The organism is Methylobacterium sp. D53M, from assembly GCF_053345625.1.
In genome coordinates, this window is record NZ_JBKFAL010000012.1 from 51,753 (window position 1) to 64,615 (window position 12,863).

At 70.9% G+C, this 12,863-nt stretch carries 11 protein-coding genes and 1 pseudogene; 4 read left to right on the top strand and 8 right to left on the bottom strand.

Annotated elements, in window-relative coordinates:
• Positions 1-11: 11 nt before the first annotated feature.
• From uraH to ACLBYG_RS17595, 6 genes and pseudogenes are all read right to left on the bottom strand, one after another.
• A complete protein-coding gene (gene uraH, locus ACLBYG_RS17570) occupies positions 12-566 on the bottom strand; it encodes a hydroxyisourate hydrolase (RefSeq protein WP_100251675.1) in 555 nt (184 codons plus the stop codon).
• Positions 567-591: 25 nt separating this feature from the next.
• On the bottom strand, positions 592-1,959 hold the full coding sequence (locus ACLBYG_RS17575; RefSeq protein WP_091682436.1) for an MFS transporter: 1,368 nt from the start codon (positions 1,957-1,959) through the stop codon (positions 592-594).
• 99 nt (positions 1,960-2,058) lie between these two features.
• Positions 2,059-2,796: an aspartate/glutamate racemase family protein gene (locus ACLBYG_RS17580; RefSeq protein ID WP_020094450.1), complete on the bottom strand. Its 738-nt coding sequence runs from the start codon at positions 2,794-2,796 to the stop codon at positions 2,059-2,061.
• Between the two features lie 193 nt (positions 2,797-2,989).
• Positions 2,990-4,486: an NCS1 family nucleobase:cation symporter-1 gene (locus tag ACLBYG_RS17585; protein WP_020094451.1), complete on the bottom strand. Its 1,497-nt coding sequence runs from the start codon at positions 4,484-4,486 to the stop codon at positions 2,990-2,992.
• Positions 4,487-4,718: 232 nt separating this feature from the next.
• Positions 4,719-5,828, bottom strand: a pseudogene (gene puuE, locus ACLBYG_RS17590) (allantoinase PuuE); the annotation flags it as partial.
• A gap of 249 nt (positions 5,829-6,077) precedes the next feature.
• Complete coding sequence (locus ACLBYG_RS17595) at positions 6,078-6,500, bottom strand: response regulator transcription factor (RefSeq protein WP_447682235.1); 423 nt, start codon at positions 6,498-6,500, stop codon at positions 6,078-6,080.
• A 408-nt stretch (positions 6,501-6,908) separates the two neighbouring features.
• Here ACLBYG_RS17595 and ACLBYG_RS17600 point away from each other — a divergent pair, with 408 nt between their 5' ends.
• From ACLBYG_RS17600 to ACLBYG_RS17610, 3 genes are all read left to right on the top strand, one after another.
• Entirely contained in the window at positions 6,909-8,582 is a 1,674-nt protein-coding gene (locus ACLBYG_RS17600; protein WP_447682236.1) for a methyl-accepting chemotaxis protein, read from the top strand.
• A 342-nt stretch (positions 8,583-8,924) separates the two neighbouring features.
• Positions 8,925-9,263: an SPW repeat domain-containing protein gene (locus ACLBYG_RS17605; RefSeq protein WP_447682237.1), complete on the top strand. Its 339-nt coding sequence runs from the start codon at positions 8,925-8,927 to the stop codon at positions 9,261-9,263.
• A 154-nt stretch (positions 9,264-9,417) separates the two neighbouring features.
• Positions 9,418-10,110, top strand: coding sequence for a helix-turn-helix domain-containing protein (locus ACLBYG_RS17610; protein WP_447682238.1), 693 nt, complete (start codon positions 9,418-9,420; stop codon positions 10,108-10,110).
• Between the two features lie 170 nt (positions 10,111-10,280).
• On the opposite strand, the gene ACLBYG_RS17615 is transcribed toward ACLBYG_RS17610, so the two are convergent.
• Positions 10,281-11,183, bottom strand: a complete 903-nt coding sequence (locus tag ACLBYG_RS17615; protein WP_447682239.1) for a LysR family transcriptional regulator — start codon at positions 11,181-11,183, stop codon at positions 10,281-10,283.
• Positions 11,184-11,350: 167 nt separating this feature from the next.
• The gene (locus ACLBYG_RS17620) at positions 11,351-12,250 is read right to left on the bottom strand and encodes a LysR family transcriptional regulator (RefSeq protein WP_100251682.1); all 900 of its coding nucleotides are present in this window, start codon (positions 12,248-12,250) and stop codon (positions 11,351-11,353) included.
• A gap of 89 nt (positions 12,251-12,339) precedes the next feature.
• On the opposite strand from ACLBYG_RS17620, the gene ACLBYG_RS17625 reads away from it, so the two are divergent.
• Positions 12,340-12,783, top strand: coding sequence for a PACE efflux transporter (locus ACLBYG_RS17625; RefSeq protein WP_020094459.1), 444 nt, complete (start codon positions 12,340-12,342; stop codon positions 12,781-12,783).
• Positions 12,784-12,863: the final 80 nt, after the last annotated feature.

A 12,863-nucleotide genomic window follows, 5' to 3' on the forward strand; every position in this document is an offset into this window, starting at 1 on the left:
GATCGGACGGGTCAGCTGCCGCGGTAGTAGGAATAGCCCCAGGGCGTGAACAGCACCGGCAGGTGGTGGCGCTGGCTCGCGTCGCGGATCCGGAACCGGATCGGCACGAGGCCGAGGAAGTTCGGGGTCGGGAGCTTCACGCCCAGGTTCGCGAAATACGCCTCGAGGTGCAGCACAAGCTCGTAGCGGCCCGCCTTGAAGGCCTCGTCGACCAGGAGCGGCTCGGCGGTCCGGCCGTTCGGCGCGGTGGTGACCGTCCGGATCGGCCGGTAGCCGGTGCCGTCGTGCATCGCGAGGTCGCAGACCATCCCGGCACCGGGCGTGCCGTGGAAATTGTCGATGGCGTGCAGGGTCAGCCGCGGCGAGAGGCCGGCCTGCGACACGGGCGCGGTGTTCAGCGTGCCGGGCTTGGTCGGGGAACCGGCCGGAGCATTGGCCGGAGCCGCCGCCGGAGCGGGCGTGCCCTGGGCCAGCGCCGGGCCCGCGGAGACCGCGGCCGCGGCGCCGAGCCCCGTCGCGACGAGGCCGCGCCGCGTCAGAGCGTGTCGTTCGGGTCCGTGTTCCAAGAAAGCCTCCCTCTCGTGCTGCGGTTCACGCCGGCTCGTGCGCCGCGCGGGCCCGGGCGCGCCGACCCATCTCCGGCGTCGCCGGCGGGACGAAGGCCAGGATCAGGACGAGCGCCGCGGCCTCGACGGCGGCGACCAGCCAGAGGCCGGTCGCGACCGAGCCGGTCTGCTCGCGCAGGTAACCCATCGCCGCCGGCGCTCCGAAGCCCGCGAGATTGGCCACCGAGTTGATGAGCGCGATGCCGGCCGCGGCCGCCGACCCGGCGAGGAAGCGGCCGGGGATCTGCCAGAAGACCGGGATCGCGCTCATCGTGCCGACGATCGCCACCCCGAGCATGAGCAGCGCGAGGACCGGCGCGCCCGCGATGAAGACGCCGGTGAGCGCGATGGCCAGTGCCCCGACGAAGGCCGGGACCCCGCAATGCAGCCGCGCCTCGCCGGTCCGGTCCGAGTGGCGGCCGTTCAGGATCATCCCGGCGCCGCCGCAGAGATAGGCCGCCGACATGATCCAGCCGACCGTCAGCGGGTCGGTGAAGCCGGCGTCGCGCACCACGCTCGGGCCGAAGAAGGTCAGGGCCGAGTTCGCTGTGACGATGCAGAAGAAGATCGCGATGCACTGCCAGACGCGCGCGTCCTTCAGCGAGGCGAGGATGCGGTGCTCGCGGTGGCCGAGGGCCGCGGCGTCGCGCGCGAGGTCGGCCTCGACCAGCGCCTTCTGCTCCGCCGTCAGCCAGCCGGCCTTGGCGGGCCGGTCCGTGAGGTAGAACAGCGTGACGATCCCGGCCAGGATCGACGGGATACCCTCGAGCAGGAACACCCACTGCCAGCCGGACCAGCCGTTGACGCCGTGCATCCCCGACATGATCGCGCCCGCGAGCGGCCCCCCGATGACGCCGGCCAGCGCCGAGGCCGACATGAACAGCCCGAACACCTTGGCCCGGCGCTCGCTCGGATACCAGTAGGTCAGGTACAAGATGACCCCTGGATAGAATCCGGCCTCGAAGACACCGAGCAGGAAGCGCAGGACGTAGAAGAACGCCGGCGTGGTCACGAACATCATCGCCACGCAGCAGAGCCCCCACAGCAGGGTGATCCGCGCGATCGTCTTCCGGGCGCCGATATGCTCCAGCAGCAGGTTGCTCGGCACCTCGCAGAGGAAGTAGCCGATGAAGAAGATCCCCGCGCCGATGCCGTAGACGGTCTCGCTGAACCGGAGCTCGGCCAGCATCTGCAGCTTGGCGAAGCCGATGTTGACCCGGTCGATCCAGGACAGGATCCACAGGACCATCAGGAATGGCAGCAGCCGCCACGTGATCCGGCGGTAGGCGTCGTCCAGGCGCGCGGGCGCCGCGAGGGCCGGCATGTCGGTCGCGTGGTGCGCCTGGATCGTCATGGCTGGCCCCACAGGGTTGCCCCATCCGGAACGGGGCGTTGGAATTCCGAGCGATGCAGGACGGCTGCCAGTCTCGCGCCGGCGGCCGCCCGCCCCGTCTCAGCCGATGGCTTCGCGCGGCGCGAGCAGCGTCGCGAGGGCGTGGCCGAGGCCGACATTGTCCGCGGCGACGGCGGGCGGGCGCCGGTAGGGCGCGGCCGCGGCGGCGACGACCGCCTTCACCCCCGACGTGACCGAGCACAGGACCGGGACCGGCACGTGCGGCTGCAGGCGGGCCGCGAGGCCGACCAGGGCGGCGCCGCCGAGGATCACCGCCTCGGCGCGATCCTCCTCGGCGCAGGCCCGGCAGGCGGCCGCGAGGTCGGACAGCGCCGCCTCCGGGTCCTTGGCGATCTCGCCGCCGGTGCGCGCGATCGTTCGGATGCCCGCGAGGCCGTCACCGACGCCGAGGCTCGCGACGCACTCGCGGAGCATGGGCTTCCACAGGGCCCCGCCGGTCACGATGGCGTAGCGCCCGGCGACCCGCTGGGCCTCGCGGCACGACGCTTCGAGCATCCCCACCACCGGGACCGGTGAGACCTCGCGCAGGGCCAGCAGCCCGGGATCGCCGAAGCAGGCGAGGAAGACCGCGTCGCAGTCCCGGCCGTGCTCCGCGAAGGCGTCGAGGGCGGCGTGGCCGGCGATGGCCAGGGCCGCCCGGCTGGCGATGTAGGCGGCGCCGAACCGCGCCGTGGCCGGGACGAAGGTCGCAGTCGCGCCCGCCATCGTCCCGACCTGCCCGGCCAGGAGGTCGGTCACAGACGTGCTGGTGTTCGGATTGAGCAGCAGGATCCGCATGGCGCCCTCGGGTGGCGGGAGCCGGCCGGATGGCCGGGCAGAGGCCCGCACGCAGCCGGCCGGGGATGGGGAGGTCGGGGGGCCCGGCGGCGCGGGTCAGGCCGCGCCGCCGGGCCGTTCGTGTCTCCGATCCGGACCGGGGCGGGTCCAGGTCCGGACGGCCTCAGGCAGGACGGCCTCAGGCAGGACGGCCTCAGGCAGGACGGGCCGCGCCCGCGGGGCGGCGCATGAGGGCGGTGTAGATCGCGAAGCCCAGGGCGCACCCGATGAACCACGTGAAGTTCGCCACGCCCTCCAGGCCCGGCAGGATCACGCAGAGCACGGGGATGAGGGCCGAGGGGATCATGGCGGTCACCGCGGCGCGGTTGTATCCGCCACTGTACCAGTACGTCCCGGCGGGGCTCATCGTGTAGAGGTCGTCGAGGACCACCTTCTGCTTCTTCACGAAGTAGAAGTCGGCGATCAGGATCCCGAACAGCGGGCCGATGAACGCGCCGAGGACGTCGAGCGTGTAGTGGATCACCGCGGGATTGTTGTAGAGATTCCAGGGCGTGATGAAGATCGAGCCGACGGCCGCGATCATCCCGCCCATGCGCCACGAGATCCGCCGCGGCGACACGTTCGAGAAGTCGAACGCGGGCGAGACGAAGTTCGCGACGATGTTGATCCCGATGGTCGCGGTCATGAAGGTGAAGGCGCCGAGCACGACCGCGAAGGTGCTGTCGATGCGGCTCACCGTCTCCACCGGGTCGGTGATCAGGTGGCCGAAGACCGGAACCGTCGCCGAGGCGGTGACGACCGTCAGGAGCGAGAACCCGAGGAAGTTCACCGGGAGACCCCAGAAGTTACCCTTCCTCACCGCCTCGAAGCTCGCGCCGTAGCGCGAGAAGTCGCCGAAGTTCAGCATCGGCCCGGAGAAGTAGGAGACCACGAGGGCGACGGCGTTGATCATCACCGGCAGGGCGTCCCAGCCGGTATACTTCACGGTGCCCAGGGTCAGCCCGATCTCGCCGATCCCGGCCTTGGCGACGAGGTACGCGGCGAGCGCGATCATCACCACGTAGACCGCCGGCCCCGCCCAGTCGATGAACACGCGGATCGCCTCCATGCCGCGCCAGAAGACCAGCGCCTGCAGGACCCAGAGCGTCATGAAGGCGGCCCAGCCCAGACCCGACAGGCCGGCGAAGCCGTACTGCTTGACGTCGGCGTAGACGGCGAGTTCGGGGTAGAAGCGGAGCGCCACCACCGTCAGCGCCGCCGAGGCGAGGTAGGTCTGGATGCCGTACCACGCGACCGCGATCAGCCCGCGGATGATCGCCGGGATGTTGGCGCCCTTGACCCCGAAGGAGGCGCGGCAGATCACCGGATAGGGCGTGCCGGTCTGCTGGCTCGGCTTGGCGACGAGGTTGCAGAAGATCTGGACGATCACGATGCCGACGAGCAGGGCGATCAGCACCTGCCAGCTCACGAGGCCCAGCGAGAACAGGGAGCCGGCGGTCACGTATCCGCCGACGCTGTGGACGTCAGACATCCAGAAGGCGAAGATGTTGTAGGTGCCCCAGGTCTGCTTGCGCAGCGGGGCCAGATCCTTGTTCACGAGATCCGGATCGTAGCTCGGCTTGATGACGACGGCTTCCCGTTCGTCCGACACGGCCGTGCTGATGCCGGCGGCCTCAACCTGTGCGTACATGGCGTTTCTCCCTGACTGGCGCAGCCCTGTTGCCGGGCTTTTTCCGTGACGCTGACGACCCGCTGGGACCGCCATGCAAAACCTGGAACTCTCCGTCTCCTGACTTCTAAAAACACGACCTGAATACAGATCACGACCGAATTCGGACCTCCCAGTCCCGGTCGCGACGTCGACTTGTCTATCCCGCGACCACCGCCGCGAGGCGGGTCCGGAGGCCGCCCGCGTCGGCCGGGGCGCCCGCGGCCTCCGCGAGGAGCCGGGCCAGGCCGGACGGGTCGTCCGCCTCCGCGGGGAGTCCGGCCGCGTGGACCCGCTCCGCCATCGCCACGCCCGCCGCGGGCGACGCGTCGGCCAGCCCGGCGCAGACCGGGCCGAAGACCGCGCCGAACAGGGCGCGGCCCATGCAGGTCGGCCGGTAGCCGCCGCGCGGCGGGTGGGCCGCGATCCAGTGACGGGCGATGTCCAGCCGCGTGGTCACCCAGGCGTCGGGGTGATCGCCCACGTAGTCGAGGAACCGCTCCAGCGCGGCCATCCGCCCCGGACGCCCGACCAGGCGGCAGTGCAGCCCCACCGACATGATGCCGCCCCGTCCCGCCTCGCCCTCGCGGTACAGGACGTCGAACGTGTCCTTGAGGTAGCCGAAGAACTGGTCGCCGTTGTTGAAGCCCTGGGCGGTGGCGAACCGCATGTCGTTGGCGTCGAGGGTGTAGGGGACGACGAGCTGCTGAAGCCCCCCGATCCGCAGCCAGTAGGGCAGGTCGTCGGCGTAGGAATCGGCGAGGTACAGGAATCCGCCCTCGACGGCGCCGATGGCGAGCGTGTTCGCGGAGGTGCGCCCCTGGTACAGGCCGAGGGGCCTGCTGCCCGTCAGCGATGCCTGCAGCGCGACGGCGGCGTCGATATCGGCGCGCTCGGCCTCCGGGCTGTGGTCGCGGTAGTCGATCCAGCGCAGGCCGTGGCTGGCGATCTCCCAGCCGGACTCGACCATCGCGGCGACGGCCTCGGGGTTGCGCTGCATCGCCGAGGCGACGCCGAAGACCGTGACCGGGAGGTTGCGGCGCGTGAACGCGCGCCAGAGGCGCCAGAAGCCGGCGCGGGCGCCGTACTCGTAGATCGACTCCATGTTGGCGTGGCGCTTCCCCGGCCAGGGCAGGGCCCCGACGATCTCGGAGAGGAAGGCCTCGGACGCCGCGTCACCGTGGAGGATGCAGTTCTCGCCGCCCTCCTCGTAGTTGATGACGCACTGGACGGCGACGCGCTTGCCCCCGGGCCAGGCCGGGTCCGGTCGATGCCGGCCGTATCCGACCATGTCGCGGGGATAGTCCTGGTCGAGGTCGAACATGGCGTGATCCCTCGTTCCGACGCGAGATAGACGCACGGTCGACCGTTGGTCCAATATCTTGTTCGGCTTGATTGATAGGTTGCGCGTTTAGATGGTGCGATCATTGATCTGAGTGTCGGAGCGCCGTCGGGCGGATCGCCACCGGCCTGTCGTCGATCCGGCGGAGCCTGCCCGTGCCGGGTCGACGACCTCACGCGCCGCCGCGTCGGCGGGCCGACGGTCGGGCGTCTCGGGCGGGCACCGCGGACCCTAACGGGTGCGGCTGGCGGGGATCGGGCCGGCGGCGAGCATGCCCATCAGGGCGTCGAACGCCAGCGGCTTCTCGACCAGGGGTATGCCGGCGGCGCGGGCGCGGCTCCGGATGCCCGGATCGGGGTGGCCGGTGATCAGGATCACGGGCACGCCGGCAGCGAGGTCCCGCAGCCGGCCCCACACCGCGAGCCCGTCCATCCCCGGCATGACGTGGTCCAGCAGGACGAAGGTCGGGTGCGGGCCGGGGAAGGCGGCCAGCAGCGCGCGTCCGTCGGCGAAGGTCTCCACCCGGTGGCCCTCGCTCTCCAAGAGGAAGCGGGTCGAGTGCAGGATGGCCGGGTCATCGTCCACGACGTAGATGAGGCTCGACGCGGCGGACAGCGTGGCGTTCGCCGGGAGCGTGGCGTCCAGTGAGGTCATGGTGCCGAGATTAGGGGTGGTCCGCGGCGGCCGACCTTGACCTGCCTCAAGACCGGGACCGCGTCCGTGCTGCCGCCATCCCGAGACCGGCGACGTTCCTAACCGGTCGATCCCGCCCTGCGCGTGCCGCCCGCTGTGCGGCGATCGGCCACGTCGAGCGGTGACGCTCCGGTCCGCACCGGAGGCCCTTTCCGATTGATTCGGCTCCGATTCCTCATCTTGAAGTTGAATAACCGCCTTTGCACGCACGATATCGCGAGCCGGAGACCGAATGACAGACCCCGTAACGGGAAACTCTTCGGAATAAATCTTAATCAGTTTGCGTATATTTTACGCAACCCGATCATGACTGCTCAGCCTGGCTGACGCGTTCGCAGCCCTGGGTTCCGTCGCCTGGACATCCGCCTCATGAAAATGACCATCAAACTGCGACTCGTCTCGCTGCTCGGCGGACTCGGCTTGGTGCTGCTCGCCACAGCGGCGCTCGGAAATCTCTCGCTCCACTGGAGCCATCAGAGCCTGAAGACCGTCTTCGATGATCGCGTCGTCTGTCTCCGGCAGTTCAGCATCATCCGCGACGCCTATGACGACCTGCTCGACGCCTCGCGCCAGCTGCGCGGCAAGCAGATCGCGCCGGCAGAGGCCAAGGACAAGATCGAGCGCGATCTGTCGAAGCTCCACAAGGAGTGGTCGGCCTATCTGGCGACCTACCTGACCCCGGAGGAGGAGGCCCTCGCCAAGGAGCTGCAGGTGCGCGTCGATCGGAACGACGCGATCGCGGCCGAGATCCTCAAGCGCGTCGCCGCCGGCGCGGCCTCGGATTTCGAGGCCACCCACACGGACCTGCTGAAGAGCATGCAGGCCACCACCGCCACGCTGAGCAAGCTGACCGCGTTGCAGGTCCGGGAAGCCGAGGCGGAGTTCCGGCGCTCGGAGACGATTGCCGGCTGGTCGCGCCTCGCGCTCCTGGCCGCGCTCGCGCTCGCCGCGCTCAGCATCGCCTACGGCGTGTACGTGATCGTGGTTCAGGTCACCCGCCCGCTGGGCAGCCTCGTGGGCGTCCTGCAGCGGATGGCCAAGGGCGCGGTCGACGCCGAGATCCGCGAGGCCACCCGCGGCGACGAGATCGGTGCCGTCGGCCAGGCGGTCGAGGGCATCAAGACCATGGTCGCCCGCAAGGCCGCCGAGGAGGCCGAGGTCCGGCGTCGCGCCGACGCGGCCGCCGCCGCCGAGCGGAAGCGCACCATGGTCGAGCTCGCCGACGGCTTCGAGCGCGCCGTCGGCGGCATCGTCGGCCTGGTCTCGTCCTCGGCCACCGAGCTCCAGGCCACCGCCCAGCAGATGACCGCCACCGCCCAGGAGACCGCATCCCAGTCGACCACCGTGGCCGCGGCCGCCGAGGAGGCGTCCACCAACGTCAACACGGTGGCGGCCGCCGCCGAGGAGCTCGGCTCCTCGGTGCAGGAGATCGGCCGGCAGGTGACCGGCTCGGCCCAGCTCGCCCAGGCCGCGGTCGGCGAGGCCGACCAGACCGCCCACCTCGTCCAGGCGCTCAGCCAGAACGCCGCGCGGATCGGCGACATGGTCGGGATGATCTCCGGCATCGCCGGCCAGACCAACCTGCTGGCGCTCAACGCCACGATCGAGGCGGCCCGCGCCGGCGCGGCCGGGCGGGGCTTCGCGGTGGTGGCCTCCGAGGTGAAGGCGCTGGCCGAGCAGACCGCCAAGGCGACCGAGGAGATCGCGCGCCAGATCGGCGAGGTCCAGGGTGTGACCGCGCAGGCGGTGACGGCGATCGGCGGGATCACGGGCCGGATCCGGGAGATCGACAGCGTGGCGACGTCGATCGCGGCGGCCGTCGAAGAGCAGGGCGCGGCGACCCAGGAGATCGTGCGCAACGTGGCGCAGGCCTCGGCGGGGACGCACGCGGTGACGGGCAACATCGCCGGCGTGGCGCAGGCCTCGGAGGAGACGGGGGCTGCGGCCTCGCAGGTCCTGTCGGCGGCCTCGGAGCTGTCGCGGCAATCCGAGCATCTCGGCGCCGAGGTCGCCCGCTTCCTCGCCACCGTCCGGGCCGCCTGAGGTCGCCACGCCCGAGATCCGCGTCCGCCCGGTCCGACGGGAGGACGCGGATCTCGCCGACGCGCGCGTCCCGTCGGCGACGACAATCTCGAGAATCGAGTCTGCCACCCACAGCGCGCAGCAAATCCGCGGCGCGCCAAGCTTGCCGGATCCCGACACGCGGGCAAGGCCGCGATCGACTTGAGCCAGATCAATGACCGGCCGCACGGATACCGGATGCTCGGCCCGTGAGAGATGGCAGGTCGTCTGTCGCTCAGGGCTCGGGCGCCCGGACATCGGGCCGCCGATGCCGTCAGCCCGCACGGGGATCCGGTGAGAACGATCGAGAACCGAACGGCGGACATGGTCCCGAACGCGCTCAACATGCTCCTCGGCGTCGTGCTCCTCCTCGCACCGTGGTACTTGGATCTGGGCTACGAGACGGCCGCCGCGCGCAACGCCTTCGTGACCGGGGGCGCCATCACCGTGGTCGCACTCCTGGCCCTCGGCGTGACCTGCGCCTGGGAGGAATACCTCAACGTCGCCCTCGGGCTCTGGGCGGCCGTGGCGCCCTGGGTTCTCGGCTTCGCCGACGCGACGGCACCCGTGTGGGTGCACGGCCTGACCGGGCTCGCCGTGGCCGCCCTGGCCGCGTACGCGCTGTGGCGGCTCTTCGTGTCGCCCCAGGCGCGCTCCGTCTGAGGCGCCCGTCGCCGCCGCGGCCGCGGGCATCCGGCCGGCACCCGCGACTACGGGATTGCCCTTAAGGGGCGCGCCTTAAGGCTCCGACCGGAATTTCTCCGCCTCCCGCCCGCTGCCAATCTGGTCCCGACCGACGCAGGCGAGGAGCGCAGCGATGAGCACCGAGTTCACGGCACGGACAGCACCGGAGGGGCCCGCAGCCCGTCCCGCTCCCGTCCCGGAGATCGAGGGGAGCACCCTGTTCGCGGGATGCCCCGACGTCGTCGGGACACCGTTCTCCTACGCCCGCGAGGAGGAGATCTACGGAGAGGGCGAGGAGGCCGAGTTCGTCTACAAGGTCCTCAGCGGCGCGGTGCGCACCCACAGGGTCCTGAGCGACGGGCGCCGCCAGATCACGGGCTTCCACCTGGCCGGCGACCTGTTCGGGCTCGGGCAGGGCGAGACCAATCGCCAGACCGCCGAGGCCCTCACCAGCACCAAGGTGCTGATCTTCAAGCGGCGACAGGTCGAGCGCGCCGCGACCGGGCGGGCCGAGGTCGCCTGCCGACTCTGGAGCGTGGCCACGAGCGACCTGCGACACGCCCAGGACCTGGCGCTCCTGCTCGGACGGCGCTCGGCCCAGGAGCGGGTCGCCGCCTTCCTGCTGGAGGTCGATGACCGCCTCGGCGCCGCCGGCACCTTCGCGCTGCCGATGACCCGCCGCGACATCGCCGACTACCTCGGCCTGACCATCGAGACCGTATCGCGCACCCTCTCGCAGCTGGAGGAGGACGGGGTGTTGCGACGCGACGGCGGCCGACAGGTGCGCCTGCATCGGACCCGGCTGCGCCGGCTCGTCGAGGATTGAGACAGGCGCCGCCGGGGACGCCACCGGGAACGCCGCTGCGGGCTACCGCGCGGTTCGCGTTGGCTTTCGGGGGGGCTTCGGGGTTCCTTCGGGATGGCGCCTGCGCGCAGGACGCTGCCTCGGAGACGGTCGCGGACGGCGCCGGCGAGCGGGTGCGGAGACGAAGGGCGTCACCGCCTCTGGAAGCGCGCGATCAAGCCCGGGGCCTCCTCGCGGATCAGCCCGAGAAAATTGTCGATCACCGGGTTCCGGCGCTGATGATGCAGCGCGTAGACGTCAGCCGACAGGAAGGGCGGCTTGATCGGCAGGACGACGACGTCCGGATGCCTCGGCCGGCCGACGAATTCCGGGATGATGGCGAGACCGAAGCCCGCCGCGACCAGGTTGATCAGCGACGAGGCCTCGCGGACCTGCTGCGAGATGCTCGGCGTGAACCCGCGCGCGATGCAGGCTTGGTAGATATCCGCCGCGAAGCGCGAGCTCTCGAGGCCGAGCGAGATCAGCGGCTCGCTGCGGAAGACGTCGATCGCGACACTGCGACCGGCGGCGAGGGCGTGCTCGCGCGGCACGGCCACGCAGAGCCGCTCCGGCCACGCCAGGTGGGCGACGAGATCCAGATCCTCGGGGGGGCTGCGGAGGAAGCTGAGATCCGTCCGGTTCGCCTTGAGGGCCGCGATCTGGTCGGCCGGCGCCATCTCGTGGATGCGCACGTCCACCGCCCGGAAGCGCTGCTCGAAGGCCCGGATCAGGCAACCGGCCGGCCCCGCGAGGACGGAACTCGTCATGCCGATGTTGAGGATGCCGGCCGTTCCGGTGCCGATCGTCCGCGCCCGGTCGACGGCATCGGCGACCTGCGCCAGGACCGCCCGCGCGTTCCCGAGGAAATCCTCGCCCGCCGCGGTCAGGACGACGCGCCGGCTCGAGCGCTCGAACAGGTTGACGCCGATCTCCACCTCGAGATCGCGGATCTGCTGGCTCAGCGGCGGCTGCGACACGCCCAGGCTCTGGGCGGCGGCGGTGAAGCTGAGATGCTCCGCCACCGCGGCGAAGTAGCGAAGATGCCGGAGTTCCATGGGCCGACCCATAGGAATTTCGAATGGATAGAAGCACGGAAGGTCTTTTGCGTCTAGACTCGCGGGGTGGACGTCCTCGACGACCGGGATCTCGCCGGCCCGTCAGGACCGTCGACAGCGGCGTATCGCCGAGGCGGGGCCCGGCAGGCGTCCGTCCCGCACCGCGCTCAGGTCCCGCCCGGGTGGATCCCGACGCGCTCCGCGGCGAAACGCTCGCGGAGCCAGGCCGCGGCGGGGCCGCAGGGCCGCTGCTTGTGCCAGACCAGTTCCAGGGCGATCGGCCAGTCGCCCTCATCGAACTGGAGGTCGGGCGTCACGAGGTACGGCGCCGTGAGGGACGCGGCGATGACGTGGTCGGTGACGAAGGCCCAGCCGATCCCGTGCTTCACCATCTCCAGGATGACCCAGTGGCTCTCCACCCACCACACCTCGGCGGCGACCCGCAAACGGCGCTTCTCCGCCCCGTCGCCGCGGGCGGCCACGAGGATCTGGCGGTGGCGCTTCAGCTCCTCCCACGCCACCCGCTCCTTCGCGAGCGGGTGATCGCGGCCGCAGACCAGCTTGAGCGGCACCCAGCCGATGGTCCGGAACCCGAGCTCCGTCGGGAGCCCCTCCTGGCGCCACATCACGCCCAGGTCGGCGGCGCCCGACTGGACCATGCGGCTGACATCCTCCATCAGCGGGAAGAGCAGCTCGAGCTCCACGAAGGGGAAGCGCTGGGCGAAGCTGGCGAAGAGGGCGCCGAGGGCGTGCTCGGGGTAGAGCTCGTCGATGGCGACCACCAGCCGGTTCTCGACGCCCTGCTCCAGGCTGCTCGCCACACCGATCAGGTGCTCCCGCCGGTCGAGCACCACGCGCGCCTCCAGCAGCAGCCGCTCGCCCGCCGGGGTCAGCACGGGGTTCCGGCCCGCGCGGCTGAACAGCGCCAGCCCCAGATCCGTCTCGAGGTTGGCCACCTGCGTGCTGACGGCCGACTGCGCCTTCCGCAGCACCCGCGCCGCGCCCGAGAACGACCCGGCCTCGGCCGCCGCTACGAAAGCCTGGAGCTGGTCGAGCGAGACCGCCATCTATCTGTTTATCCGATACTTCCTAACTTGTGGATCGCCTTATCGCAGATAGAGAGCGGCCGACCAATCCGCCTCTCGAGAGCGAGACCATGCGCACCACCCGCGACCGCATTCGCCACGCCATCCTGTTCGAGGTGATCGGGCTGCTCCTCATCGTCCCGCTCGGGACCGCGGCCTTCGGCCTGCACGCCGCCGACATGGGCGTGATCGGAATCGGCAGCGCCCTCGTCGCGACGAGCTGGAACTACGTCTACAATCTCGGCTTCGACCGGACGATGCAGCGGCTCGCCGGGCACACGCGCAAGAGCCTCGTCCTGCGGGTCGCCCACGCGGTGCTGTTCGAGGCGGGGCTGCTCCTGATCCTGCTGCCGCCGATCGCGTGGTATCTCGGCATCGGCCTCGTGGAGGCCTTCTTCATGGATCTGGCGATCGCGGCCTTCTACGTGGCCTACGCCTTCGTGTTCAATCTCGCCTACGATCGAACCTTCCCGCTCCCGAGCTGGACCGAGGCTGCCGCCGAGCCGTCCCGCTGACGCTCGCGCCGGCCGCGCGGCGAGACCGCGACGGCGGCGCGGCGGGCGTTCGAGGGTCCGCGGCGCCGCGTGAGGCGCCC

What these genes read in the sequence shown, in the direction of transcription:
- ACLBYG_RS17575 (WP_091682436.1), bottom strand. Translation starts at nt 1,959, where the DNA reads ATGACGATCCAGGCGCACCACGCGACCGACATGCCGGCCCTCGCGGCG.
- ACLBYG_RS17580 (WP_020094450.1), bottom strand. Translation starts at nt 2,796, where the DNA reads ATGCGGATCCTGCTGCTCAATCCGAACACCAGCACGTCTGTGACCGAC.
- ACLBYG_RS17585 (WP_020094451.1), bottom strand. Translation starts at nt 4,486, where the DNA reads ATGTACGCACAGGTTGAGGCCGCCGGCATCAGCACGGCCGTGTCGGAC.
- ACLBYG_RS17595 (WP_447682235.1), bottom strand. Translation starts at nt 6,500, where the DNA reads ATGACCTCACTGGACGCCACGCTCCCGGCGAACGCCACGCTGTCCGCC.
- ACLBYG_RS17600 (WP_447682236.1), top strand. Translation starts at nt 6,909, where the DNA reads ATGAAAATGACCATCAAACTGCGACTCGTCTCGCTGCTCGGCGGACTC.
- ACLBYG_RS17605 (WP_447682237.1), top strand. Translation starts at nt 8,925, where the DNA reads ATGGTCCCGAACGCGCTCAACATGCTCCTCGGCGTCGTGCTCCTCCTC.
- ACLBYG_RS17610 (WP_447682238.1), top strand. Translation starts at nt 9,418, where the DNA reads ATGAGCACCGAGTTCACGGCACGGACAGCACCGGAGGGGCCCGCAGCC.
- ACLBYG_RS17615 (WP_447682239.1), bottom strand. Translation starts at nt 11,183, where the DNA reads ATGGAACTCCGGCATCTTCGCTACTTCGCCGCGGTGGCGGAGCATCTC.
- ACLBYG_RS17620 (WP_100251682.1), bottom strand. Translation starts at nt 12,250, where the DNA reads ATGGCGGTCTCGCTCGACCAGCTCCAGGCTTTCGTAGCGGCGGCCGAG.
- ACLBYG_RS17625 (WP_020094459.1), top strand. Translation starts at nt 12,340, where the DNA reads ATGCGCACCACCCGCGACCGCATTCGCCACGCCATCCTGTTCGAGGTG.